We start from the raw sequence: 25,484 nt of genomic DNA, 5'->3' as shown, positions 1-25,484 counted from the left end.
TTCCCGATGCCGGTGCGGTGCGTCGCCCGGAAGGATCGAGCGCGTTGCCGAACGAAGGAGTCGCACCCAGATGCGGACGTCACGCCGACTGAATACGATTGTTGCGGGTTTGAGCCTCGCCGGCCTGCTCACCGTTCCCGTTGGGAACGCGCAAGCGCAAGGCGTCGGGGCCGCCTCGCGCGACGACCTGCCGCCGCTGGATCCCGGCCCGATCGAGGAGGTCCTCTCCGACCTGCCGGCGGACGACATGACCGGAGCGCTGATCTCGGTCACCGGTGACGCCGGCCGCTGGTCGGACACGGCCGGAGTCTCCGACATCCGCACCGATCGCCCCGTGCGACCCGACGGCCTGTTCCGAGTCGGGAGCGTCACCAAGGCGTTCACGGCGACCGTGGCCCTGCAGCTCGTGGAGGAGGGAGAGCTGCGCCTGAGCCGGCCAGTACAGCGTTACCTCCCTGACCTGTTGCCGAAGCGGTACCCCACGATCACGGTTGGCGAGGTGCTCAACCACACCAGCGGACTGCCGTACTCGATGTATCCGAAGGAGAGAGACCCGCGTTGGTTCGTCCGGCACCGGTTCCTGGCGAGGTCTCCGCGGGAGATCGTCGCCAACGCCGCCAAGCACCCCATGGTGCACAAGCCGGGCGTTGCGCAGCGCTACAACGGCGTCAACTACTGGATCGCGGGGCTGCTCGTCGAGAAGGTGACGGGACATTCGTACGCCCGTGAGGTCCGAAACCGCATCACCCGCCCGCTGGGTCTGCGCGACACGTACGTGCCGGTCTTCAACAATCCGCTGATCCGTGGACCGCATGCGCACGGATACGTCAGGGTGGGCGAACGCCTCGCCGACGTCACCGAGCAGAGTCCGTACGCGTGGGCCGAGGGCGGCATGGTCTCCAGTGCCGCCGACCTGCGGCACTTCCTTCGCGCGCTGCTCCGCGGCGCCCTGCTCGCACCGGCCCAGCAGCGCAAGCTGTTCGAGCTACCGGACGTCCCGTACACGGGCGACGACTCCAACTGCTCGATCGGGCCGAACGCGGGTCGGGCGTGCTACAGCATGGGTCTCACGAACACGGTGCTGCCGAACGGCGTATCGCTGTGGGGTAAGAGCGGCTCGGTCCCCGGCTACACGACGGCCGCGTTCGCGACGCGTGACCTCGAGCGCGTGCTGGTGTACAACCTCAATCCGACCGGCAACCAGGACGGTTCGGAGGCCCCGTACGTACAGACGATCGTCGCCGCGTTGTTCGACCCGGAGCTGCTCGAGCAGGGGTCTTAGTCGGCGTGCCGGGTGAGCACCTCGGGACCGTCCTCGGTGATCGCGAGGGTGTGTTCGGAGTGCGCCGTACGCGAGCCGTCGCCCGAGCGGATGGTCCAGCCGTCGGGGTCGTACACGATCTCGTTGGTGGTCGCCGCGAACCAGGGTTCGATCGTGAACACCAGCCCTGCTCGGATCCGCAGGCCGCGTCCGGCCCGCCCCGTGTTCGGTACGGACGGCCGCTCGTGCATCGTGTGTCCGACGCCGTGGCCGCCGAACTGGTCGTTGACCGGATACCCGTACGCGGCGGCGACGTCGGCCACGGCGGCGGACACGTCGCCGATCCGGTTGCCGACCCTCGAGGCCTCGATGCCGGCGGCCAGGCCCTCTTCCGTGGCGCGGATGATGCGTACGTCCTCGTCGCGGGGCGTACCGGCGATCACGCTGATCGCGGCGTCGCCGACCCATCCGTCGACGGACACCGCAAGGTCCATGGTGAGCAGGTCGCCGTCCTTGAGCCGGTACGACGTGGGAAGCCCGTGCAGGACGGCGTCGTTGACGGACAGGCAGATGACGTTGCGAAACGGGCCTTCGCCGAACGACGGCGCGTAGTCCCAGTAGCACGACGCGGCACCGCGTTCGCGGATGAGCCTGCGCGTGTGGTGCTCGAGGTCCATCAGGTTGACGCCGACGTCGACCATGCCCCGCAGCTCGGCGAGCGTCTCGCCGACGAACCGCCCGGCCGGGCGCATCTCCGCTATCTGACGCGCGGACTTCAACTGGATCAACGTGCCTCCTCGTCTCTTGGTATAGTAATACCAGAGTCGCGCTCAAACGGCGCTCGTACCCCTGAGGTGATGGCATTGGTTCGCAACCCGCTTACGCCCGAGCAGATCGACGCCGGGCGACGCCTCGGCCGGTTCCTGCGCGAAGCGCGCGGCGAGCGCAGCCTCGGAGAGGTCGCCGAGGCGGCCGGCATCTCGCCGGAGACGCTGCGCAAGATCGAGACCGGGCGCCTCCCCTCGCCGGCCTTCGGAACGGTCGTCGGCCTTGCCGGGGCCGTCGCCGTCGACCTCGACGAGGTCGCGGCGGCGTGGCAAGGGCTCGTTGCCGCGAGCGGTGCTCCATGACGCGCCGGTCGAAGAGAATCGGCGTTTGGGCGCGGATAGCGACCCAAATGCAGATTCCTTCCTCGCCACGGCCGGAGCCGGTACCGAACGGCACGGCAACGATGAAAGTGGAAGCGAAATGGTCGGGAAAGCCGACCGGCAACGCGGGCAACCCCGAGACGGATCCTCGTCGCCGCCTAAAGCGCCGAAGTAGCAACCCCAGCGCGCCGGAACCGCCGGAACCGGCGCAATGAAACCGCCCCACCTCACCCCAGATTCTTCGGGCGCGCGAAGCACAGCACCGCGACGAGGCCGATCACGATGACGCCGGCGGGAAGCAGCAACGAGTCGGCCATCGCCTGGCTGAACCCGTCGTGCAGGAACTCCGGCAGCTTGCTCACGCCGGCTTCGGACGCCCCGGCGCCGCCACCGGCCGCCGGTAGTTCCGCGGTGAGTCGCGCCTGCATCAGGGCGGCGATGCTCGCGCTGCCGAGTACGGCGCCGATCTGCCGCGTGGCGTTGTAGACGCCCGCACCCGCACCTGCCTGGTGCATCGGCAGGTTGCGGGTCGCCGTCGAACCGAGCGGCGCCCACATGAAGCCGTTTGCGACACCGAGTCCGGCGATCGGCAGCAGCAGGTGCCAGATCGGTGCATTCGGTTCCATCGCCATGCTCAGCCACGCCAGCGAGATCGGCAGTGCGAGCAGCCCCACGCCGGCGACGTACCGCGGATGCACTCGGTCGGTGAGCCGGCCGACGAACGGAGCGAGTACGCCGCTGATCACCGCCATCGGCACGAGCAGCAGCGCGGACTCGGTCGGACTGAGACCGCGCACTGCCTGCGCGTACAGCATCAGCGGGAACCCGAGCGAGGTGACCGCGAACCCGACGGTTGTGATCGCTACGTTGGCGAGCGAGAAGTTGCGATCACGGAACAACGCGAGGGGCAGTAGCGGCTCGTTCTTGTTCACGGCCTGCCAGGCGATGAACAGCCCGATCACGACCAGGCCGGTCGCGATGAGCGACCACACCGAGATCGGTCCCGTGATGGTGCCCCAGTCGTACTCCTCGCCTTCCTGGATGCCGAAGACCAGCAAGAACATGCCGATGGCGCTCAGCGCGACGCCGAGGAGGTCGAACCGGTGCACATGCGTCGGCAGCTTCGGGACGAGGCGCCATGCCAGTACGAATCCGACGACCCCGACCGGCACGTTGATCAGGAAGATCCATTCCCAGCCGAGCCCGTCGACGAGTACGCCGCCGAGGATCGGGCCGACCAGCACGGCGACGCCCGCCGTCGCGCCCCAGAGGCTCATCGCCTTGCCACGTTGGTTGGCCGGGAACAGCCGAGTGATGACGGCCATCGTCTGCGGCGTCATCATCGATGCGCCGAGCCCTTGGACCACCCGGGCGATGATGAGCTGGTCGATGGTGGTCGTCAGCCCGCACCACAGGGATGCCAGGGTGAATACTGTCAGGCCGACGAGGTAGACGTTCTTGGGGCCGACCCGATCACCGAGCCGTCCGGTGATGAGCACCGGAACGGCGAACGCGAGCAGGTACGCGCTGGTGACCCAGACGACCTCGTTCACGTCGGCGCCGAGGCCGTCCATGATCGCCGGCGTCGCGACGGAAACGATGGTCTGGTCGACCAGGATCATGAAGAAGCCGAGGACGAGCGCCCAAAGCGCCGGCCATGGGCGGTAGTCCGGATGTTCCGGGTCGCGCTCTGAGTTCAGTTCCTGCCGTGTGGCCACGGAAGGTCCCCCTTTTCGATACGAGAAACGGTGGTGCGCAACCAGTCGCGCTCGGCGACGTTCTTGGTGCGCAGATAGTCGGCCGAGAACCAGTACGCCTCGTACACATCGGCATCGTGGGCGTACTTGATGAGGTGGTCGGTCTCGGCGATCAGCTCGTCGAGGCCGGCGACGCGTGCCTTGATGGCCGCGACGGCGTCCTCCTTGGGAAGGTTGTGCAGCTCGCTGAGTGCGAGCGGGAAGATCGGGTACTCGTTGACCGGCGTGCGGACGGAGTCGTCGATCCACGTGACCAACGTGCTCCTGCCGGAGTCGCTGATCGCGTACGTCGTGCGCTCCGGGCGGTTGCCCGCGCGCTCGGTGCCGGTGGCCTCGACGAGCTCTCGGTCCTCGAGGCGCTCCACCACGTGGTAGAGCGAGCCCGGTCGTACCTTCACGATCCGGTCCTCATGACGCTCGAGCAGCAGCTGGTACATCTCGTACGGATGCATCGGTCGCTCGTTCAGCAGGGCGAGTACCGAGATCGACAACGGCGTGGGAAATGCCGGCAAGGTGGCCCCCTCTGTTTCCAGCCCGAATATTCCGCCCCGAACAATAGCACGCAGGTCGCCGAGGTACGGCGTCCCGCCGATAGCGGGGTGCCCTATTGGCAGGACGGCGTACCTCGGCGGGGAGTACGACGTACGTCAGCGGCCGGACCAGCGCGGCTGGCGCTTGTCGGCGAACGCGGCGACGCCTTCGGCGAAGTCGGCCGAGCCGTAGACGGCGCCGATCACGTCGGACGCGTCGACCTCGCCGGCATCGGCGTGCAATCGGCGCAGGGTCTCCTTGATCGACCACAGCGTGAGGGGCGCATGGCCGAGCAGTCGCTCGACCATGTCATCCGCCGCGGCAGTCACGTCGGCGGCGACCTCGCGTACGAACCCGCACGCCTGCGCTTCCGCCGCATCGACGAAGCGCGCGCTGATCAGCATGTCGACGGTACGCGCGTGGCCGAGCTGGCGTTCGAGCAACGCCAGCGTCGCGGCCGACAACGTGTTGCCGAGCGTACGAGCGATCGGGACCCCAAAGCGTGCATCCGTGCCCGCGATCCGTACGTCCGCCGCGGCGGCGATCGCCAGACCACCGCCGACGCACGGACCGTCGACCGCGGCGACGACTGGCACGTCGACGCGGAGCAGCCGGCCGACCGTCGCGTCGATCGAGCGCTCGTACGCGACGCCCTGGGCGCCGTCGAACCCGTCGAACTGCGCGATGTCGGTGCCGGCGACGAACGCCGCGCCACCGGCGCCCCGCAGCACGAGCACCCGGATGGCGTCGTCGGCGTCCGCGCGATCGCATGCGGCGACGAGTCCGTCGTACATCGCGTGCGTCATCGCGTTGCGTGCATGTGGGCGGTTGAACGTCACCCGCAGCGCGGCGCCGTCTGCCTCCACGATGAGCTCGTCGGTCATCGGCTCTCCTCGGTGCGCTCCACGCCGAACTCGGCGAGGACGCGTTCGGTCGCGTCGCCGAGCAGCGGGCCGGCGTTGTCGCGACGGACGGGCGTACGCGACAGCCGCATCGGCGAACCGATCTGGCGCACGCCGCCGACGGTCGGGTGCGGTGCGTCCCAGAAGAAGTCCCGCGCATCGAGCGCCGGATCGGAGAACACCTCGTCGTACCGGTGGATCGGTGCGCACGGTACGCCCGCCGTCGCCAGTGCTTCGATGATGATGCTGGTGGGCATCCTCGACGTCACCCGCTCGATCTCGGCGATCAGCGCGTCGCGGTTCTCCATGCGTCCCGAGTTGTGCGCGAAGCGCGCATCGTCTCGGATGTCGTCGAGGCCGAGCGCCTCGCAGAACGCGGCCCACAGGCCCGGAGTGTTCGCGCCGATCGTCACGTGTCCGTCGGCCGACGTGACGGCTTGGTACGGCGCCTGCGACTGGTGCGCGGATCCCTGCGGGCCGGGTACGGTGCCGTCGCCGAAGTACCGGCCGGCCTCCCAGACCGCCAGCGAGACACCGGACTCGAGCAACGACACGTCGAGGTGCTGCCCGCGCCCGGAACGGTCGCGTTCGCGCAGCGCCGCGACGACCCCAAGAGCGACGTAGAGGGCGCTGGTGAGATCGCAGACGGGTACGCCGACCTTCGCGGGCCCGGCATCGGGGAACCCGGTCACGCTCATCAGGCCCGAGCGCGCCTGGGCCATGATGTCGAGACCGGGCAGGTCGGCGAGCGGGCCGTCCTGACCCCATCCCGAGGCCGATGCGTAGATCAGGCGTGGGTTCTCGGTGCTCAGGTCGTCGTACCCGAGGCTCATCCGCTGCATCGCGCCGGGGCGAAGGTTCTCGATCAGTACGTCGGCACCCGCGACGAGCCTCCGGAACGCGTCCGCGTCCTCCGGCGACTTGAGGTCGAGCGTGACCGACTCCTTGTTGCGGTTCAACCGCAGGAACGACGAGCTTTCTCCGCCGACGAACGGAGCGTTCTCGCGCACGAAGTCGCCGCGTCCGGGCGGCTCGATCTTGAGCACCCGGGCACCGAGGTCGGCAAGCTGCATCGCTGCGAACGGTGCCGCGATGAACGAGCCGACCTCGATGACCGTGATTCCCGAAAGCGGCATGTCAGCTCCAGGCCGCGTCGCCGGAGCCCTCACCGGCTCGCGTGCCTCCGCATCCCGACCGGCTGCGTTACGGTCACTCATAGGAGGATCCACTCCAATCTCGCTCCCGCGCCTTGCCGGGTCGGGCGCGGAGACCCGCTCCCGTATCGGTGCGGGCTCCGGCGACACGACCTAGTGGTCGACCACTGCTCGGTACGCCGGCAGCGTCAGGAAGTCGGCGTACTCGTCGGCAAGGGCGATCTCGGTGAAGATCCGCCGAGCGAGCGCGTAATGCCCCGCGTCGAACGCCTCGTCGCCAACCGTCGTACGGATCTTGGCGTACTCGTCGTCGACGATCTCCGCTACGAGATCCGTGGTCAGCGTGGTGCCGTCGTCCAGCTTGGTGCCGTGCCGAACCCACTGCCAGATCTGCGAACGCGCGATCTCCGCAGTTGCGGCGTCCTCCATCAGGTTGTTGATCGCGACCGCGCCGCCTCCACCGAGCCACGACGCGAGGTAGAGCAGGGAGACCTGCACGTTGTTGTGTACGCCCGCGAGGGTCACGTCGCCGGGTGTCGTAGTGACGTTGAGCAAGGCGGCGGCGTCGGCACTCACATCGTCGCGCTGCTTGGACACCTGGTTCGGACTATCGCCGAGTACGCCGTCGAACACCTCGCGGCACAGCGGCACCAGATCGGGGTGGGCGACCCAGGAGCCGTCGAATCCCTGCCCGGCTTCGCGCTCCTTGTCCTCTCGTACCTTGGCGAACGCGACCTTGTTGACCTCCTCGTCGCGACGGCTCGGGATGAACGCCGACATTCCGCCGATCGCCATCGCCCCACGCCGGTGGCACGTCTTGACCAGCAGCTCGGCGTACGCGCGCATGAACGGCGACGCCATCCCGACGACATTGCGATCCGGGAGTACGAACTCGGGCCGCTCGCGGAAGGTCTTGATGATCGAGAACAGGTAGTCCCACCGGCCGGCGTTGAGGCCCGAGGCATGGTCGCGCAGCTCGTACAGGATCTCGTCCATCTCGAACGCCGCCGGGAACGTCTCGATCAGCACGGTCGCGCGGACCGTGCCGTACGGGATGCCGCAATAGTCCTCGGCGAACGTGAACACGTCGTTCCACAGCCGCGCCTCGAGGTGGCTCTCCATCTTCGGCAGGTAGAAGTACGGTCCGCTGCCGCGTTCGATCAGCTCCGCTGCGTTGTGGAAGAAGTACAGCCCGAAGTCGACGAGCGCACCGACGACCGGTGAGTCGTCGACGGTGATGTTTGCCTCGTCGAAGTGCCAGCCACGCGGCCGCATCACGATGGTGGCGAGGCGCTGGTCCTTGAGCGCGTACTCCTTGCCCTCCGGCGAGGTGTACGAGAGCCGGCGGCGGATGCCGTCGTACAGACTGACCTGGCTCTCGACGACGTTGCTCCAGTGCGGGGTCGACGCGTCCTCCATGTCGGCGAGCCACACCTGTGCGCCGGAGTTGAGCGCGTTGATCGACATCTTGCGATCGGTCGGACCGGTCATCTCGACGCGGCGATCCTGAAGGTCAGGTGGTTGGGATGCGACCTGCCAGTCGCCGGCGCGTACGTCGGCGGTCTCGGGCAGGAAGTCGAGCGCGCCGGTACGCGCGGCCTCCGCGCGGCGCTCCTGACGACGGGCGAGCAGCTCGTCTCGGCGCGCGCCGAAGCGCGACTGGAGCTCGGCGAGGAATGCGAGTGCCGCCTCGCTCAGAATCGACTGCGCGTCCTCGGGGACGTCGGCGACGACGTTGATTTTCGCCACGGCGGGCCCTGCCTCTCTCTGCTAGTGGAAATGTTTGTGGGTCGAGCTGTCAGTGGTGCGCGTCGGTGGAACCGAGTGCCTGGTGGACAAGCTCGACCGGGTGCCATGCGGACCGGTCGGTTCCATGGGAGATCTGCTCGCGGCACGACGTGCCGGTAGCGGCGATCACCGTCTCGGGTGCTTCGGCGCGTACGGCCGGGAACAGCCGGTCGCTGCCGACCTTCATCGAGATCTCGTAGTGCTCGGATTCGTAGCCGAACGAGCCCGCCATGCCGCAGCAGCCGGCGTCGAGCTCGACGACCTCCGCTCCCGGGATGCGGCGCAGCAGCTCCATCGTCGCCGCCGTGCCGACCTCGGCCTTCTGGTGGCAGTGGCCATGGAACAGGATGCGCCGCCCGGCGAGCCAGGAGTCGGCTGCCAACGTGAGGTGGCCGGCATCGATCGCGTCGACGAGCAGCTCCTCGAGCTGGCGTACGCGACCGGCGACGGCCTTCACATGGGGATCGTCGGGCGCGAGCGAGGTGTGCTCATCGCGCAGCGTGTACAGGCAGGACGGCTCACACCCGACGATGGGAGAGTCGGGAGCAGTGCCCTTGTCGAGACGCTTGGCCATGTCACGGGCGCTGGCCGCCGCCTGGTCGACGAGGCCCTTGGACAGCGCGGAGCGCCCACAGCATCCCGCGGCAGGCAGGTCGACGTTCCATCCCGCCTGTTGCAGCAGGCCGATCGCGGCCTGGCCGATGTGCGGCTCGGTGTACGTGGTGAACGAGTCCGCGAGGAAGTTGACGGTGCCGAGTGCGGCCGGCGCATGCTGCTTCGGCTGTCGGGCGTACCACCTGCGTAGGTTGCGGAAGTGGAACCGCGGCAGCGGGCGCTCCCGGGCGATGCCGAGCACACGCTCCATCAGGCGACGTACGAACGGGACCCGGCCCGGCAGGTTCGCGATCGGCGCGAGTGTCGACCCCATCCGGTTCAGCGAGCGGATCGCGCCGAACACCCGCGAGCGGAGCGGTACGCCGTGGATGTCGTGATGGTGCGAGAGTGCCTCGCTCTTGAGCTTGGCCATGTCTACGCCGAGCGGGCACTCGGCCTTGCAGGCTTTGCACATGAGGCACAGGTCGAGAACCTCGTGCAGCCGCTCGTCGCCGAGTGCGGTCTTCGGGTCCGGCTCGGACAGCGCCTTGACGAGCGCGTTCGCGCGGCCGCGGGTGGCGTGCTCCTCGTCGCGAGTGGCGATGTACGACGGGCACATCGCACCCGTGGTGCTCTTGCGGCACAGGCCGATGTTCATGCAGCGGTCGGCGGCGGAGCGCATTCCGCCGACGACCTCGAAGTCGAGCCGGGTTCGTAGCTCGGGCGCAGGAGCGAGCATCGCGTCGCGAAGGTTGTCCGTCATCGGCGGCGCGTTGACGATCTTGCCCGGGTTGAGGATGTCCTGCGGATCGAAGACCCGCTTGACGTCCTGCATCGCTTCGTACAGCTCGTCGCCGAAGATGTCTCGGTTGAACTCCGAGCGCGCCAATCCGTCGCCGTGCTCGGAGGAGTTGACGCCGCCGAACTCACGGACGAGTTCCTTGATCTTCGCCGCGACCGTACGCATGCGGGCGATCTCGTCGGGGTCAGCGAGGTCGACGAACGGCCGGATGTGCAGACAGCCAACCGAGCAGTGACCGTAGAAGCCGGCCTTCATCTCATATGTGTCGAGGATCTGAGCGAACCGTGCGGTGTACTCCGCGAGCCGCTCCGGAGGCACTGCGGTGTCCTCGACGAACGCCAGCGGACGGTTGGTGCCCTCGCTGGCCGCCATCAGCAGGCCGAGACTCGACTTACGAACCTTGAGCAGAGCCTCTTGTTCGGCAGGAGTGACCAGGGTGAGCGTGTGATAGCCGTGGCCGGCGGCGGCCCACACCTCGATCAGGTGGTCGAGGCGGCGCAGAACCTCGTCGCGATCGTCGCCGTTGAAGGAGACGAACAGCAGCGCCGCGGGGTCGCCGACGAGATGGTCGCCGAGGTCGGCGTACTCGATCTTCTGCCGGGACAGGTCGAGGATCGTCTTGTCCATCAGCTCGACCTGAGCCGGCTCGCACGACAGCGCGTCGCCGGTGGCCTCGATCGCCTGCTGGGTCGTCTCGAAGTGGCCAACGGCGTAAACGGTGTGCTTCGGCTTGGGTACGAGGTCGACGTCGACCTCGGTCGCGATCGCCAGCGTGCCCTCGCAGCCGACGATGAACTTCGCCAGGTCGAACGGTGTCGCATCGTCGGCGAGCCGGTCGAGCCGGTAACCGCACGCGCGCCGCCAGAACGGCGGGAATCCGTCGGCGATGGCCGCTGCATTGTCGCCGACGATGCGGGGGAGCTCGCGGTAGAGGCTGCCCTCGAGTGTCGGAGCACCCGCGCGGCGATCGACCTCCGCGCCGTCGACCGGTCCGAAGTGCGCAGTGCTGCCGTCGGCGAGTATGGCGTCGAGCGCACGTACGTGGTCGATGGTCATGCCGTAGCGCAGCGACCCGCTGCCGGCGGAGTTGTTGCCGAGCATCCCGCCGATGGTCGCGCGGTTGCTGGTCGACGTGTCGGGGCCGAACATCAGGCCGTACGGCGCGGCCGCCCGGTTCAGGTCGTCCTGCACGACTCCGACCTGGACACGCGCCGTACGCGCTTCCGGGTCGAGGTCGAGGATCCGGTTCATGTACTTGGAGAAGTCGAGCACGATGCCGCGGCCGACGGTCTGCCCAGCGAGGCTCGTACCGGCACCGCGCGGCGTTATCTCGACGCCGTGCTTCGCGGCGACACGTACGGCGGCCGCGACGTCCTCGTGGTCGCGCGGGCAGACGACGCCGACCGGACGGATCGTGTACATGCTGGCGTCGCGGGAGAACAGGTGGCGCGAGTAGTCGTCGAACCGTACGTCGCCGCGTACCGCCCGCTGCAGCTCGTCGGCGAACGCCGCGGGCGCGTCGACCGGTGTCTCCACCGCCGTCATCGTTCGAGGACCTCCATGGCCGTGTCGACGCCGTCCTTCTTGATCGGTACGCCCGACAACGACAGCCCGATCTGTACGCCACCGAGGGTGCCGATCAGGCTGAGGTCCTCGAACCAGCCGATGTGGCCGATCCGGAAGACCCTTCCGGCGAGCTTGGTGAGTCCCGCGCCCAGCGACATGTCGAACCGGTCGAGGATCAGCTTCCGGATCGCGTCGGCATCATGCCCGTCGGGTACGCGGATCGCCGTGAGCGCACCGGAGTGCTCCCGCTCGTCGAGGCACTGGACCTCGAGCCCGCCGCCCCAGGCGGCGACCGCCGCGCGCGTCGCGGCCGAGTGTCGCTGGTGCCGGGCGAACACGTTGTCGAGGCCCTCCTCCTCGAGCAGCCGCAGGGCGACCTCGAGACCGTACAGCAGGTTCGTGGCCGGGGTGTACTGCCAGAACCCGCTGGCGTTCGCGTCGAGAATCGGCTTCCAGTCCCAGAAGGATTTGCGCAACCCCGCGGTCTCGTACGCCGCCAGGGCCTTGTCGCTGACCGCGTTGAAGCTGAGCCCCGGCGGAAGCATCAGCCCCTTCTGGGACCCCGCGACCGTGACGTCGACCTTCCACTCGTCGTGCCGGTAGTCGATCGACCCGAGCGAGGAGATCGTGTCGACGAGCAGCAGGGCGGGGTGGCCCGACGCGTCCATCGCCTCGCGTACGTCGCCGATCCGGCTCGTGACTCCCGTCGACGTCTCGTTGTGGACGCAGCAGACGGCCTTGATCTCATGCGCGGTGTCGGCGGTCAGCCGCTCGGCGAGTACGTCGGTGTCGACGCCATGGCGCCAGTCGCCGGGTACGAAGTCGACGGTGAGGCCGAGCTCGGTCGCCATCGTCTGCCAGAGTGCCGCGAAATGGCCGGTCTCGAAGCAGAGCACCCGATCGCCGGGGCTCAACGTGTTGACCAGTGCCGCCTCCCAGGCGCCCGTGCCGGACGCCGGGTAGATGATGACGGGGTTCTTGGTCTTGAACACCGGCTTGATGTTCTCGAGAACCCGCTTGCCCATGGCCTGGAACTCCGGCCCGCGGTGATCGATGGTCGGTTTCGCGATCGCCCGGAGGACCTCCTCGGGGCAGTTGGTTGGTCCCGGGATCTGCAGGTAGTGCCGTCCCATCGGCGTCCTCCCACGGTCGATCGGCCGGCGCACTCGATGCCGGCAATATCCGCTGTTCGGAATTTCTCTATCGCATTATGGATGATTGCGGAGCGAGCATCAAGGGTACGCCCACATTCTTCGTACGCATGCCGGTCGACGTCTTGACGAGACCTGGCTCACACGGCACCCTGTCCGTGGAATATCTCTTTCGCTTAGCGGAAGTGCGGGGGATCCCGGCTCGAACATGCAAGCGTGGAGGCGAATGTGTCGGACCAACTGATCTCAATACTTGTCCTCGTCGCGGTCTTCTTGATCGCGACTGTACTGCCGGTGCACATGGGAGCACTGGCCCTCGTCGCGGCCTTCGTCGTCGGCTCCTTCGTACTCTCCGGGCCGATGGACGACAAGGTCGACACCATCCTCGGCGGCTTTCCCGGCGACCTGTTCGTGATCCTCGTCGGCGTGACGTACCTGTTCGCGCTCGCGAAGGAGAACGGCACGGTCGACTGGCTCGTCCACAAGGCCGTACGCGCGGTCGGAGGCCGGGTCGCGCTCATCCCGTGGGTGATGTTCGCGGTCACCGGAATCATCACGGCGTTCGGCGCCGTGGTGCCGGCGGCGGTCGCGATCATCGCGCCGATCGGGATGGGCTTCGCCAAGCGCTACAACATCAACCCGCTGCTGATGGGCCTGATGGTGATCAACGGCGCGAGTGCCGGCGGGTTCTCGCCGCTGAGCATCTTCGGCGGCATCACCAACGGCGTCGTCGAGAAGAGCGACCTGGACGGCAGCCCGACGGTGTTGTTCCTGTCCTCGTTGTTCTTCAACATCGCGCTCGGCATCGTCACCTTCATTCTCTTCGGTGGGCGCTCGCTGCTCGGCAAGATCGACGCCGGCGACGGCGAGATGATCGACAGCCATGACGGCGGTTCGGCCCACAGCGGCCCGACCTCACCGTCCGAGCGGCGCGCAACGACGGCCGCGGTGCAGACGACCACGATCCCGAGCAGTGACCTCGCGGAACCGGTCACCACTCTCGACCGAAACCGAATGCTCACCGTGATCGGCATGTTGGCGCTTGCGGTCGGTGCACTCGGCTTCGAGCTCGACGTCGGCTTCTCGGCCATCACGCTCGCCGTCATCTTGTCGGTGTTCTCGCCCGGCGCGAACAAGGGTGCCGTGAGCGCGATCGCTTGGCCGACCGTGCTGCTGATCTGCGGCATCGTCACGTACGTGTCGCTGATGGAGCTGATCGGCACGATCGATTGGATGGGCGACAACGTCGCCGACATCGGCGCGCCGCTGGTTGCCGCCATCTTGATCTGCTTCATCGGGGCCGTCGTCTCGGCCTTCGCGTCGACGACCGGCATCCTCGGTGCCCTCATCCCGCTCGCGGTTCCGTTCCTGCTCGACGGTGAGGTCGGCGCGATCGGGATGATCTGTGCACTGGCGATATCGTCGTCCGTCGTCGACTCGAGCCCGTTCTCCACCAGCGGCGCGCTCGTTGTCGCGAACGCGGGCGACGAAGACCGCGACCGGGTCTACAAGCAGCTGATGGCGTGGGGCTTCTCGATGTGCCTGATCGCGCCGATCACCACGTGGGCCATCTTCGTGGTGCCCGGGTGGGGGTGAGCGGGGCGTACTAGTGTCCTGTGTACGAAGTGGTTTGACGGAAGGCGTCGTCCAGGTGGATGCATCCGCAAGGACGAGGAGGACAGTCATAGTCGGTCCTATTTCCGACGACGAGAACGCCGCGGGGCGCCGCCTGGGCGGCGAAAGACGTCGAATCATTTCGTACACAGGGCACTAGTGTCAATGCAGAGGGGAGAGTGTCATGGCGGACCAACGACGTTCCGGAGGCGTTCAGTCGATCGCGCGTGCGTTCACGCTGCTCGAGCTGGTCGCCGCCAATGGTGGCGTGATGGGACTCTCCCAACTGTCGCAGGAGTCCGGCTTTCCGTTGCCGACGATTCACCGGCTCGTACGAACGCTGGTGGACCTCGGCTATCTGAGGCAGGAGCCGTCGCGGAGATACGCGCTCGGGCCACGACTGCTCCTGCTCGCGGACAGCTCGGAGACGATGCTGAACCACGTTGCGATTCCGCACCTTCGGCGCGTGGTCGACTCCGCCGGTGAGACGACCAACCTGGCGATGCTCGACGGCGACCAGGTCGCGTACGTCGCGCAAGCACCCGGCAGTCACTCGATGCGGATGTTCACCGAGGTGGGGCGTCGGGTGTCGCCCCACTGCACCGCCGTCGGGAAGGCGCTGCTCGGCGAGTCGTCGGAAACCGAGATCCGCGAGCTGCTCGCCCGAGGTGGGATGGAGCGCCACACCCCGCACACGCTCACCGACCCCGACGAGTTCATCGCGCAGGTCGCACAGTGTCGCGAGCGCGGCTACGCGCTCGACGAAGGGGAGCAGGAGGTAGGCGTGCGCTGCGTCGCCGTGGTCGTGCCTTCGACGTCCACCAGGCTCGCGGTGTCCATGTCCGGGCCGGTGCCGCGGATGTCGGACGAGCTGGTGGAGAGCGCGGTGCCCGTGCTGACCAAGGCGGCCGCCGCTCTCGCCGCCGACCTGGGTTAGGCCCTCTTGTAGGCTGAGCGTGAACAGAAGGGCCGGAGCTGTCGGTCACGCTCGGACGATCCGCTCGTACCTCGCTCCCGCCTCGCCATACCGGGGTGCCGCAAGGCTGAGATCACACCCGTCGAACCTGATCCGGGTCATGCCGGCGCAAGGGAGCCAAGGATGAGTCACATCACGCCAGCCGTCATCGCCGTGCATGCAGCGGTACGCGAGCAGGCGCCGCTCGTCCAGTGCATCACGAACTACGTCTCGATGGATCTCGCGGCCAACGTACTGAACGCCGCCGGCGCGTCTCCCGCGATGGTGCACGACCCACGCGAGGCAGGGGAGTTCGCAGCGTTGGCGGGCGCGGTCGTCGCCAACATCGGCACGTTGTCGCCACGGTGGGTCGACGGCATGCTCGATTCGGTCGAGGTAGCGCGAGACGCCAACAAGCCTTGGGTTCTCGACCCGGTGGCCGTCGGCGCGACGAGCTATCGTCGCGAGTCGGTAGACCGGCTGCTCGAGCTCGACCCGACGGTGATCCGCGGCAACGCCAGCGAGGTGCTCACCATCGCAACGCGCACCGCGGGCGGCAAGGGCGTCGACAGCGACGCTTCACTCGACGACGTACGCGAGCACGCCGACGCGCTCGCCAAACGCACCGGCAGCATCGTCGCGGTCACGGGGCCCGAGGACTACGTCACCGATGGGGAGCGTGAGCCGATCGCCTTGCGTGGTGGCGATCCACGCATGCCGCTGATCACCGCGCTCGGCTGCTCCCTGAGCGCACTCGTCGGTGCGTGCGTCGCAGCGCACGACGATGCGTTCGAGGCGACGACCGCGGCGCTCGCGATGTTGTCGGCCGCCGGCGAGATCGCGGGCGCCTCCGCCGAGGGCCCCGGATCTTTGCGTTGGCGGCTGCTCGACGAGCTGGCCCGTCTCGACGCGGGCGGTCTGGCACAGCACGTCGGCCGGTGAGCGTGATGCTCGACCCGCGCCTCTACCTCGTCACCGGTGACACCCGCGGCCGCCCGCTGGCCGACATCGTCGGTGCGGCCGTCGACGGCGGCGTGACGCTCGTTCAGCTACGCGAGAAGGACGCTCGGCCCGACACGCTCGCCGCGCGGTACGACGAGCTCAGCATCGCCATCGGGGATACACGGGTGCCGATCCTGGTCAACGACGACGCCGACGTCGCGCGTACGACGGGCTCCGCCGGGGTCCACGTCGGGCCGGACGACATCGCACCGGCCGAGGCGCGGGACCTGCTCGGTGCCGACGCCCTGATCGGATGGTCGATCCACGACCTCGCCCAGCTCGGTGACACCGAGAACGTACGTGCGAGCGACTACCTGGCGGCCAGCCCGGTGTGGGCGACGGCGACGAAGACCGACACCACCGCGCCCCTCGGGCTCGCGGGAGTCGCGGCACTGCGCCGGTCGATGCCCCCGCACGTACCCCTCGTGGCGATCGGCGGCATCGACGCGACGAATGCGGCGGACGTCATCGCTGCCGGCGCCGACGGCATCGCGGTCGTGTCGGCGATCTGCTCGGCGGCCGATCCGGAAGCCGCGGCCTGCGAGCTGCGGTCGACCGTTGACGATGCGCTCGCCCGGCGCGAGAGCTGAAGGGATGACCATGGCGAAGCGACCCGCGATGCTGAGCATCGCCGGATCCGACCCCTCAGGTGGAGCCGGAATCCAGGCAGATCTCAAGACAGCAACGGCTCTGAAGGTGTACGGAGCTGCGGTGATCACCTCACTCACTGCGCAGAACACCCGCGGCGTCACCGGCATCCTTCCCATCCCCGCCGAGTTCGTCGTCCAGCAGTACGAAGAAGTGGTGACCGACCTCGACGTCGAGGCGGTGAAGATCGGCATGCTCGGCACGGCGGAGGTCGTCGTCGCGCTCGCTGAGTCGATGCGAAGGCATCCCGTACGCGACGTCGTGCTCGATCCGGTCATGGTGGCGACGTCCGGCGACCGGCTCGTACCGACCGACACCGTCGATGCGATCCGAGAGCACCTGCTGCCGTTGGCGACCGTCGTCACGCCGAACCTTCCGGAGGCCGCCGTACTCGCCGGCGTCGACGAGCCCGGCGATCGCGACTCGATGATCGAGGCGGCGACGGCGCTGCGCGACCTGGGTGCCCAAGCCGCGCTGGTCAAGGGCGGCCACGGAAGCGGTGCGTCCGCAATCGACATCCTGGTCGATGCGGAAGGCCCCGCGATGTTCGTCGCAGACCGCGTCGAAACCGCCAACACGCACGGCACCGGCTGCACGCTCTCGTCGGCTGTCGCGACCTACCTGATCTACCCGATGCCGTTGCGCGACGCGATCCACGGCGCAAAACGGTATGTCAGTGGGGCGATCGAGAGCGCTGCGTCGTGGACGGTCGGAGAGGGGCGTAGCCCCGTGAACCACCTATGGGAGCTCGAAGGCGGGCTTCCCCCGAGGGGGAGCAATGACTGACGGCTGGTCCGAGCATGCATGGCGTTCGGTCAAGGAGTGGTACGACGCGATCCTGGAGCATCCGTTCCTGGTCGAGTTGAGCGACGGATCCCTACCCGAGCAGGTGTTCGCGCGCTATCTCATCGACGATTCGCACTACCTGATCGGGTACGCGCGGGCACTGTCGTCGCTGGCGACGCGGACTGCCGACCCGGCCGCGGCGGCGATGCTCGCGGGCTCCGCCGCGCAGGGCATCGCGGTCGAGCGTGAGCTGCACGCGTCGTACCTGACGCCGCGTGGCATCGATCCGCGGTCGGCGGACGCGCCCGAGCAGAGCCCGACGTGCAGCGCGTACATCGGCAGCCTGCAGACGCTCGCGGCGTTCGCGCCGGTGGAGGTCGGGCTCGCCGGCGTGCTTCCGTGCTTCCGTGTGTACGCCGAGGTGGGTAGCGCCGTGATCGCGAAGGCGCCCGACCCCGATCACCCGTACCGTGCCTGGGTCGACGCGTACGCCGACCCGTCGTTCGACCAGGCGGTGCGAACGGTGGAGGCACACGCTGACGCCGTCGCCGAGGCCGCGACACCGCAGCGACGTGCCGAGATGCTCGAGGCGTACGTGCGCGCGACCAGGTTCGAGTGGATGTTCTGGGACGCTGCGTGGCGCGGCGAGACCTGGCCGACGCCGCAGGGGTCGGTAGCGGAGATCAGGCGATGAACGAACCTGCGCGCTCGCGTACGAGCGTCGGTTCGGCGATCGCCTCGGCGTAGGCGCGAGCGAGGCGTGCGACCCCCTCGCGCATCACGTCGACAGGTAGGGCGAACGGCAGCCGGATGTAGTGCCGCAGGTCTTGGTCGACCCCGAACTGGCCTCCAGACGCGAGCAGCAGGCCGTGTCTCTCGGCGGCGAGCACGACGGCGCTCGACACCGGTTCGGGCATCCGAGCCCACAGTGTCATACCGCCACGCGGTGTCGTGAACTCCCAATCGGGCAAGAGCCTGCGCAGTTCGGCCACGAGTACGTCGCGCGATTCGCGCAGTGCGGATCGTCGCTCGTCGAGTAGAGCTTCTCGATGCGCGAACATCTCGTACGCGATGAGCTGGTCGGCGAGACTGCAGCCGAGGTCGAGCGAGGTACGGGCCTGTACGACCCGATCGCGGACGGCCATCGGCACGCGCAGCCAGCCGATCCGGAAGCCGCCCCAGAACGCCTTGCTGGTACTGCCGACCGTGATCACGTCCGGGTTCGATGCGGCGAACGGCGGCGGCATCGTGAGCGGGTCGATCGCGAGGTCGGCCATCGTCTCGTCGGCGACACCGGTCGTACGTGTGCGAGCCAGGACGGCGCCGAACTGATCACGGGTGGCGGTGTCCATGAGTGCGCCCGTCGGGTTCTGGAAGTCGGGGATCAGCAACGCGAATCGCGGCGCCGTCTGGCGGATGGTCGCCTCGAACGCTTCCGCGTCCCATCCCTCGGTGGTGACCGGGAGCCCGACGACGCGAGTGCCACCGGCGCGAAGTGTCGCAACGGAGTTCGTATAGCTCGGTGTCTCCATGATCGCGCGGTCGCCGCGGCCGATCAGCATTCGTACGATGACCGCGGTCGCGGCGAGCGCACCGGGCGTCACGATGATCTGCTCCGGGTCGGTGGCGAGGCCCCGATCGTCATAGTGTGCTGCGATCTGCTCGCGGAGCAACGGCTCGCCGGTCATCCGGTAACCGTGGCCGGCCAGCCGGCTGGGCAGCAGCGCGACCGCGCGCTCGACGGCGTCCATCGTGCCGGGCGGTGCGGGCGGCGCCGCGATCATCAGGTTGATCACGCCGTCCTCCACCTCGGGCGCGACCAGCTGGCTGCCACCCGTGTGGTCCAGGCCGCGCAGGATCAACGTCGTACCGGAACCGCGACGGGCGCTCGCCCAGCCGGACGCCACCAGCTCGCCGTACGCCCGGGTGACCGTCGTTCGGCTCACGCCGAGCGCAATGCTGAGCTCGCGCTCGCTCGGCAGCCGGGTCTCGTGCGTCACGCGTCCGTCGACCAGTACGCCGCGGATGGCGTTGGCGAGCGACCGGTAAGCCGGCCTGGTGTCCGGATAGTCGGACACCAGGTCGACCAGGCGACGTGCGGACAGCTGTGCGACGACCATGTAGTCCACCCTCTCGCAATTGGCTATCGAATACCAGGCCACATGCGTACCAAAATGGATCCATGCCCACGCTCCTGCGCACCCGGCGCGCCCCGTACCAGCCGCCCGTACTGACGCCGCTCGAACAGCTCCGTGCGGGCAGGCTGACCCGGCGCGTGCCGCAGTTGTTGTTCGGCCTCGTGCTGTACGGCTGGTCGATGGCCATGCAGGTCGAGGCGGTGCTCGGCCTCGACCCCTGGGACGTCCTGCATCAAGGAATCGCGCGCCAGGTGCCGCTGACCTTCGGCCAGGTGGTGATCGTCGTCGGCGCGGTTCTGCTGCTGCTGTGGATTCCGCTCAAGCAGTGGCCCGGGCTCGGCACCGTGCTGAACGTGATCGTCATCGGGCTCGCCGCGGACGCCGGCCTCGCGGTCATGTCCGAGCCGGACTCGCTCGTCGCACGGTTCGCATTGCTGATCTCCGGAGTCGTGCTCAACGGCCTCGCGGGTGCGCTCTACATCGGTACCCATCTGGGGCCGGGCCCGCGCGACGGCCTCTGGCTCGGCGTCGTACGCAAGACAGGGCTGAGCGTTCGGGTCATTCGCACCGGCGTCGAGGTCACGGTGCTCGCCGCCGGTTTCCTGCTCGGCGGCACCGTGGGTCTCGGTACGGTCGTGTATGCGCTCGCGATCGGCCCGATCGTGCAGTTCTTCCTGCCGCTGGTGTCGGTGCGGCTTAGATCTCGTACTCCCTCGGAAAGCTGATCTCGATCTCGCCGATCGGTGCGTTGAAGTCGCGACGGTTGTTTGTGACGAAGCGGTCAGCGCCGGCAACGACCGCCGAGGCGAGATGCAAGGCGTCCAGCGCTTTGAGGCCGTACCGAGCGCCGAGCGACACCGATGCGGCTGCGACCGTATCGTCTACGGGTACGAGCGCGATGCGGGAGAGCAGCACGATGAGGGCGTCGTACTCGGCGTCATGGCCGTGCCGACGGGGATGAACGAGCAACTCGCTCATGAGTAGTACGGAGCCGATCCCGATGGGTGCTCCGGACGGGTCCGCTGATCGGTTCTGGACTTCGGCACCTCGAGGATCGCCGCTCGCCGCGTATATCAAGACGTCGGCGTCGAACGCATCCATCTCAGCGCGCGTCGCGTTCGGCGCGGATCGCGTGGACGTGTGCATCGGCGTCGTACGCCATTGCCGGTCGGAGCGGGTGGTCGACCGCCGCGTGTAGATCGACGCGGATGCGCTCCACGTCGGCCCACATACGCTCCGCGCGTGCCTCGGACCGCAGGGGCGCGACCAAGCGCGCGGCCGGCCTTCCGTGGCGGGTGATCTCGACAGGTTCGCCGCGCTCGACACTGTCGAGGATGGCCGACAGGTTCGCACGGGCCTCGCTGAGCGTGTACGTAGTCATGTGCAGACTGTACACTGATGTACAATTCTGTGCTGGGATGCGCGCGGGCATACGGCGGGGTGGCGAGGCCGCGAGTCCGCGACCTCACCACCCCGACTGCGCGTTCTCAGTTGCCTCCGGTCGGCACCAGGGCGACCTCCGCGTCACCGGTGAGCGAGCCCACTCCGTCACCGTCCGGACCTTGGTCGGCGTACGACGCGTGGAACACCCCGCGCAGGTTGTCCTCGCCCTCGTGACCCCCCGCGAGCGGGGCTTCGAGCTGTCCGGTGCACCCAGTGGTCTCGGTCTGTGGGTGGCCGTGGCTGTCGTGTCCGAGGATGTAGGCCACCTGCACCCGGCTGCAGTCGACCTCCTGGTCGTCGGTGACCTTGATCTCGTACTGCACGGTGTCGCCGAACTCGAAGGGGTCACCCTCCTGCGGAGTGATGAACTCCAGAACCGGCCGATCGTTTCCGATGACGATCTCGACCGAGGCGGACGCGGAGCGCCCGGTGCGGTCCGTGACCTTCAGCGTCGCCTCGTAGACGCCGTTCTCCGGATAGGTGTACGTCGGATTCTCCTCCTGCGAGTCGAACGTCCCGTCGGCATCGAAGTCCCACTGGTAGGTCAGCCGGTCCCCGTCCGGGTCACTCGTCCCCGCACTGGAGAAGGTCACCTCCAGCGGGGCGTCGCCGTTGGTCGGCGTCGCCTCGACCTTCGGGTTCGGCGTGCGGCCTCCGCGTACGTAGTCGATCCGGGACAGCTGGGCGGCCGGGTTCTCTGCGAAGTAGCCGTCGCCGTACTCGAGAACGTACAGCGCGCCGTCGGGGCCGAACTCCATGTCCATCGGGGCGTCGAAGGTGAAGGACTTCAGCACCTCGTTGATGTCGAATACCTCGCCCTTGTTGTCGAGCCGCATCTCGCCGACCCAGTCGCGGGTCCACTCGTACATCAGTGGCGCGCCGTCGTAGTACTCCGGCCACTTCACCCGCGAGTCGGACCGCTTGTTGAAGTCGTACGCGGGACCGGCCATCGGGCCGATGCCGCCGGTGCCGAGCTCGGGGAACTGCTCCGACTCGTCGTAGCTGTAGAAGACATCCGGCTGCTCGACCGGGGGCAGCTGACGCAAACCCGTGTTGTGCGGTGACTCGTTCACCGGGTTCGCGCAGTCGAACTGTTCGCCCGACTCCTCGGTAGCGAAGTCGTAGTCGACGTAGGGGAGTTCCGCCGTCGCGCAGTACGGCCATCCGTAGTTACCGGGGTCGCGGGCGACGAACCACTTGCCTTGCCCCGCAGGTCCACGATCCGGGTTCGCGTCGTTCGCGTCCGGTGAGTAGTCGGCAACGTAGAGGTCACCGTTCTCCCTGTTGACCGAGATTCGGAACGGGTTGCGCAGCCCCATCAGGTAGATCTCAGGGCGGGTCTGTGGCGCGCCCTCCGGGAACAGGTTGCCGTCCGGGACGGTGTAGCCACCATTGCGCTTCGGGTGGATCCGCAGCACCTTGCCGCGCAGGTCGTTCGTGTTCGCCGCGGACCGTTGCGCGTCGAAGACCGGGTTGCGGTCAGCACGCTCGTCGATCGGGGTGTATCCGTCGGACTCGAACGGGTTCGAGTCGTCACCGGTGGAGAGGTACAGGTTGCCCTGTCCGTCGAAGTCGATGTGGCCGCCGACGTGACAGCACTGACCTCGGTCGACCGGGACCTCGATGATCGTCTGCGCGGAGTCCAGGTCGAGGGTTCCCTCGGCCGTGAACTTGAACCGCGACAGCCGCATCTTTCCCTTGTACGCCTCCCAGTCCTCGGCAGTGCCGGTCGTCGGCGCGTCGCCCTCGTTGACGTCTGGTGTCGACGGGTCGTCGACGGGTGTCTCGCCGGTGGGCAGCGAGTGGTACAGGTACACCCATCGGTTGCGCTTGAAGGCGGGATCGATCGCGATGCTCTGCACGCCCTCCTCGTCGTGGTTGTAGACGAGGTTGGTGAGGTTCGCGGCCAACGTGTTCAGCCCGGTCTGCGGGTCGTGCAGACGTACCTCGCCGGTGCGGTCGGTGTGCAGCACGCGGCCGTCCGGGAGCACGGCGAGCCCCATCGGCTCGCCGGGGCGGTCGTTCAGCGTGACCTTCTGGAATCCCTGCTGCGTGGTCGCCCCGCAGTCGCCGGCGACGTCGCCGGCGGCCCAGCGGATACCGCCGAGGAGGTGCTTGGCGAAGCCGGGCTCGCCGTACGCCTCTGCGGTGTGACCGCCGCCGGTGTACCAGGAGCGGGCACCGTCGAAACGCTGGCACCAGGCGATCGGGTGGTCGCTGCCCATCGTTCCGCCCTCATAGCTCGACTCGTCGAGGCTGGCCAGCACGTGCACGTCGCCGCGCGGGTTGGCCTGGTAGTCGTACCACTCGTCGGTGCGAACCCACCGGTCCGGCAGGTGCTTCGTCGACGGGTGCACCTGGTCGGCCACCTTGACGGTGGCCTCCTGGATCGCCGGATGGCTCTTGAAGTACGCGCCGACGAGGTTGCCGTAGAACGGCCAGTCGTACTCGGTATCGGCCGCGGCGTGGACGCCGACATAGCCGCCGCCCTGGCGGACCCACTGCTCGAAGGCGCGCTGCTGGCGGTTGTTCAGGACGTCGCCGGTCGTGCTGAGGAACACGACGGCCTCGTAGCGACGCAGCCGGTTGCGCCGAAACGCTCCGGCGTTCTCGGTCGCGTCGACTCGGAACCCGTTGGCCGCGCCGAGCTGCTTGATACGACGGATCCCGGCCGGTATCGAGTCGTGCCTGAAGCCGGCCGTCTTGGAGAAGACGAGCACGTCGAACTTCGCCGGCTTGGCGCGTTGTGTCGCCGGTGGCTCGGCGGATTGCTGTGTCGTCGCGGGCGGCGACGCCCCCGCCAGCGGGGCGAGCAGTGCGCCGAGCAGCGCCAGCAAGAAGGCCAGGATGGCGGCCTTCCGCGTGGCGGCGCCGGACGGGCGTCGGGTCGGATCGAGAGAGGGCATTTGCGACTCCTGATCGTGCAATGTGACCCGGATCACGTGGCTAAGTCGATCACGAGAGTAGCCAGGTGAGGTCAGTTCCGTCAATGGTCATACAAGTTCTGGATGGCATTCGACGAAAGTCCGGCGGCGTGGAGCCGCGCATGGGCCGTACGACCGGCGTGCCGTCACGTCCGCGCCACGCGTGTGCATACTGATCCCACTCTGATCGGCCTGGAAGGGGCAGCGTGACGGAGAACCGACGATCACCGGTGACGCTCGAGGCGGTTGCCGCGCGGGCAGGCGTCTCCCGGGCGACGGCGAGTCGGGTGCTGAACGGCTCGACCAGGGTCAGCGACGACGCTCGAGACTCCGTACGCGCCGCGGCCGACGAGCTGGGGTACGTCCCCAACCGGGCGGCGCGCTCGCTGGTGACCCGGCAGAGCGATGCGTTGGCGTTCGTCGTCGCCGAGTCGGAGGACGTCTTCTTCGCCGACCCGTTCTTCGCCCCGGTGCTGCGCGGTGCGCACGACGCCGCGGCGGAGCGCGGCCGCCCGCTGCTCTTCGTGATCGTCGCGAACGACGAGGATCGCGCCCGACTCGAGCAGTACGCCGCGGGCGGGCACGTCGACGGCGTGATGTTCGTGTCGGTGCACGCACACGACACGTTGCCGCGGAGGGTGCACGACCTCGGCGTACCGGTCGTGCTGGCCGGTCGTCCGCCTCGTGGTCGGCCCGCGCTGCCGTACGTCTCGTCCGACAACGTCGGTGGCGGCGAGGCCGCGGCGCGGGTACTGCTCGAGCGAGGGTGCACCGAGGTCGCGACGATCACCGGCCCGGACGACATGACCGTCACGACGGATCGGCTCGAGGGCTTCCGGCGCGGCGTCGCGGCCGGCGGCCTCGACCTGCCCGCCGATCGCATCGTTTCCGGCTACTTCAGCATGGACGGCGGCCGCGCCGCGATGGCCCAGCTCCTCGAAGCGTAGCCCCGGCATCGACGGCATCTTCGCCGCCAACGACCTGATGGCGGTCGCGGCGATCGAGGAGGCCGTCGAGCGCGGCCGGGTCGTACCCGACGACCTCGCCGTCGTCGGCTTCGACGACGTGCCCGTCGCATCGACCACGCATCCGCGACTGACCACGATCCGGCAGCCGCTCGACGCGTTGGGACGGCAGATGGCGCGGTTGCTGATCGACGCTGCGGAGGGCCGCGAGGCCACGTCGCTCGTGCTCGCGACCGAGCTCGTGCCTCGGCAGTCCGCGTGAGCGCGGACCGGCTCTTGACACCGCAGGGTGACGTACGCCACTCTTGCCCATGTACATCGTGAGAGCGCTCTCACACCTTTCATGAGGGCGCTG

At 68.3% G+C, this 25,484-nt stretch carries 23 protein-coding genes; 11 read left to right on the top strand and 12 right to left on the bottom strand.

Translation table 11 applies throughout. The features are described from left to right. Positions 1 to 109: 109 nt before the first annotated feature. A complete protein-coding gene (locus tag L0C25_RS01720) occupies positions 110 to 1,282 on the top strand; it encodes a serine hydrolase domain-containing protein (RefSeq protein ID WP_271634646.1) in 1,173 nt (390 codons plus the stop codon). Here the strand turns inward: L0C25_RS01720 and map are convergent. Continuing rightward, positions 1,279 to 2,049, bottom strand: a complete 771-nt coding sequence (gene map / locus L0C25_RS01715) for a type I methionyl aminopeptidase (RefSeq protein WP_271634645.1) — start codon at positions 2,047 to 2,049, stop codon at positions 1,279 to 1,281. The genes L0C25_RS01720 and map overlap by 4 nt on opposite strands. 69 nt (positions 2,050 to 2,118) lie before the next feature. Here map and L0C25_RS01710 point away from each other — a divergent pair, with 69 nt between their 5' ends. Next, positions 2,119 to 2,391, top strand: coding sequence for a helix-turn-helix domain-containing protein (locus tag L0C25_RS01710; protein ID WP_271634644.1), 273 nt, complete (start codon positions 2,119 to 2,121; stop codon positions 2,389 to 2,391). Between the two features lie 245 nt (positions 2,392 to 2,636). Here L0C25_RS01710 and L0C25_RS01705 read toward each other — a convergent pair whose 3' ends face one another. The 7 genes from L0C25_RS01705 to L0C25_RS01675 all read right to left on the bottom strand — a co-directional run bounded on the left by L0C25_RS01705 (position 2,637) and on the right by L0C25_RS01675 (position 12,636). Continuing rightward, positions 2,637 to 4,127 carry a DHA2 family efflux MFS transporter permease subunit gene (locus L0C25_RS01705; RefSeq protein WP_271634643.1) on the bottom strand — a complete coding sequence of 497 codons (1,491 nt, stop codon included), beginning with the start codon at positions 4,125 to 4,127 and terminating at the stop codon, positions 2,637 to 2,639. Then, positions 4,106 to 4,678 carry a PadR family transcriptional regulator gene (locus tag L0C25_RS01700; RefSeq protein ID WP_271634642.1) on the bottom strand — a complete coding sequence of 191 codons (573 nt, stop codon included), beginning with the start codon at positions 4,676 to 4,678 and terminating at the stop codon, positions 4,106 to 4,108. The genes L0C25_RS01705 and L0C25_RS01700 overlap by 22 nt, the downstream gene beginning before the upstream one ends. 135 nt (positions 4,679 to 4,813) lie before the next feature. Continuing rightward, positions 4,814 to 5,581: an enoyl-CoA hydratase gene (locus L0C25_RS01695; RefSeq protein WP_271634641.1), complete on the bottom strand. Its 768-nt coding sequence runs from the start codon at positions 5,579 to 5,581 to the stop codon at positions 4,814 to 4,816. Then, the gene (locus tag L0C25_RS01690) at positions 5,578 to 6,735 is read right to left on the bottom strand and encodes a CaiB/BaiF CoA transferase family protein (protein WP_271634640.1); all 1,158 of its coding nucleotides are present in this window, start codon (positions 6,733 to 6,735) and stop codon (positions 5,578 to 5,580) included. Before L0C25_RS01690 ends, L0C25_RS01695 begins: the two co-directional genes overlap by 4 nt. 171 nt (positions 6,736 to 6,906) lie before the next feature. After that, positions 6,907 to 8,502 (bottom strand): malate synthase A, encoded by a 1,596-nt coding sequence (gene aceB / locus L0C25_RS01685; RefSeq protein WP_271634639.1) that lies wholly within the window; start codon positions 8,500 to 8,502, stop codon positions 6,907 to 6,909. A 49-nt stretch (positions 8,503 to 8,551) separates the two neighbouring features. Next, a complete protein-coding gene (locus L0C25_RS01680) occupies positions 8,552 to 11,473 on the bottom strand; it encodes an FAD-binding and (Fe-S)-binding domain-containing protein (RefSeq protein WP_271634638.1) in 2,922 nt (973 codons plus the stop codon). Between the two features lie 5 nt (positions 11,474 to 11,478). Beyond that, positions 11,479 to 12,636, bottom strand: coding sequence for a pyridoxal-phosphate-dependent aminotransferase family protein (locus tag L0C25_RS01675; protein WP_271634637.1), 1,158 nt, complete (start codon positions 12,634 to 12,636; stop codon positions 11,479 to 11,481). Positions 12,637 to 12,882: 246 nt separating this feature from the next. Between L0C25_RS01675 and L0C25_RS01670 the strand changes: the two genes are divergently transcribed. From L0C25_RS01670 to L0C25_RS01645, 6 genes are all read left to right on the top strand, one after another. After that, positions 12,883 to 14,250, top strand: a complete 1,368-nt coding sequence (locus tag L0C25_RS01670) for an SLC13 family permease (RefSeq protein ID WP_271634636.1) — start codon at positions 12,883 to 12,885, stop codon at positions 14,248 to 14,250. A 202-nt stretch (positions 14,251 to 14,452) separates the two neighbouring features. After that, on the top strand, positions 14,453 to 15,205 hold the full coding sequence (locus L0C25_RS01665) for an IclR family transcriptional regulator (RefSeq protein ID WP_271634635.1): 753 nt from the start codon (positions 14,453 to 14,455) through the stop codon (positions 15,203 to 15,205). 162 nt (positions 15,206 to 15,367) lie between these two features. Then, positions 15,368 to 16,165 (top strand): hydroxyethylthiazole kinase, encoded by a 798-nt coding sequence (gene thiM / locus L0C25_RS01660; RefSeq protein WP_271634634.1) that lies wholly within the window; start codon positions 15,368 to 15,370, stop codon positions 16,163 to 16,165. Positions 16,166 to 16,170: 5 nt separating this feature from the next. Further along, positions 16,171 to 16,815: a thiamine phosphate synthase gene (gene thiE, locus L0C25_RS01655; RefSeq protein ID WP_271634633.1), complete on the top strand. Its 645-nt coding sequence runs from the start codon at positions 16,171 to 16,173 to the stop codon at positions 16,813 to 16,815. 10 nt (positions 16,816 to 16,825) lie between these two features. Continuing rightward, on the top strand, positions 16,826 to 17,659 hold the full coding sequence (gene thiD / locus L0C25_RS01650; RefSeq protein ID WP_271634632.1) for a bifunctional hydroxymethylpyrimidine kinase/phosphomethylpyrimidine kinase: 834 nt from the start codon (positions 16,826 to 16,828) through the stop codon (positions 17,657 to 17,659). After that, the gene (locus tag L0C25_RS01645; RefSeq protein ID WP_271634631.1) at positions 17,652 to 18,353 is read left to right on the top strand and encodes a TenA family protein; all 702 of its coding nucleotides are present in this window, start codon (positions 17,652 to 17,654) and stop codon (positions 18,351 to 18,353) included. The genes thiD and L0C25_RS01645 overlap by 8 nt, the downstream gene beginning before the upstream one ends. Here L0C25_RS01645 and yczR read toward each other — a convergent pair. Continuing rightward, positions 18,343 to 19,779, bottom strand: a complete 1,437-nt coding sequence (gene yczR / locus L0C25_RS01640) for a MocR-like transcription factor YczR (RefSeq protein WP_271634630.1) — start codon at positions 19,777 to 19,779, stop codon at positions 18,343 to 18,345. The genes L0C25_RS01645 and yczR overlap by 11 nt on opposite strands. A 62-nt stretch (positions 19,780 to 19,841) precedes the next feature. Between yczR and yczE the strand changes: the two genes are divergently transcribed. Further along, positions 19,842 to 20,522, top strand: coding sequence for a membrane protein YczE (yczE, locus tag L0C25_RS01635; protein ID WP_271634629.1), 681 nt, complete (start codon positions 19,842 to 19,844; stop codon positions 20,520 to 20,522). On the opposite strand, the gene L0C25_RS01630 is transcribed toward yczE, so the two are convergent. From L0C25_RS01630 to L0C25_RS01620, 3 genes are all read right to left on the bottom strand, one after another. Beyond that, complete coding sequence (locus tag L0C25_RS01630; protein WP_271634628.1) at positions 20,494 to 20,898, bottom strand: type II toxin-antitoxin system VapC family toxin; 405 nt, start codon at positions 20,896 to 20,898, stop codon at positions 20,494 to 20,496. The two genes, yczE and L0C25_RS01630, sit on opposite strands and share 29 nt — an antisense overlap. Position 20,899: 1 nt before the next feature. Then, a complete protein-coding gene (locus L0C25_RS01625) occupies positions 20,900 to 21,178 on the bottom strand; it encodes a type II toxin-antitoxin system Phd/YefM family antitoxin (RefSeq protein ID WP_271634627.1) in 279 nt (92 codons plus the stop codon). A gap of 106 nt (positions 21,179 to 21,284) precedes the next feature. Beyond that, positions 21,285 to 24,146 carry a ThuA domain-containing protein gene (locus tag L0C25_RS01620; RefSeq protein WP_271634626.1) on the bottom strand — a complete coding sequence of 954 codons (2,862 nt, stop codon included), beginning with the start codon at positions 24,144 to 24,146 and terminating at the stop codon, positions 21,285 to 21,287. A 224-nt stretch (positions 24,147 to 24,370) separates the two neighbouring features. Between L0C25_RS01620 and L0C25_RS01615 the strand changes: the two genes are divergently transcribed. Further along, positions 24,371 to 25,111: a LacI family DNA-binding transcriptional regulator gene (locus tag L0C25_RS01615; protein WP_271634625.1), complete on the top strand. Its 741-nt coding sequence runs from the start codon at positions 24,371 to 24,373 to the stop codon at positions 25,109 to 25,111. After that, positions 25,041 to 25,391, top strand: a complete 351-nt coding sequence (locus L0C25_RS01610; RefSeq protein ID WP_333908586.1) for a substrate-binding domain-containing protein — start codon at positions 25,041 to 25,043, stop codon at positions 25,389 to 25,391. The genes L0C25_RS01615 and L0C25_RS01610 overlap by 71 nt, the downstream gene beginning before the upstream one ends. Positions 25,392 to 25,484 lie beyond the last annotated feature (93 nt).

The organism is Solicola gregarius, assembly GCF_025790165.1.
Classification (GTDB): domain Bacteria; phylum Actinomycetota; class Actinomycetes; order Propionibacteriales; family Nocardioidaceae; genus Solicola; species Solicola gregarius.
Note: the sequence above shows the minus strand (reverse complement) of the source record. Positions and strands in the feature narration are given on the sequence as shown.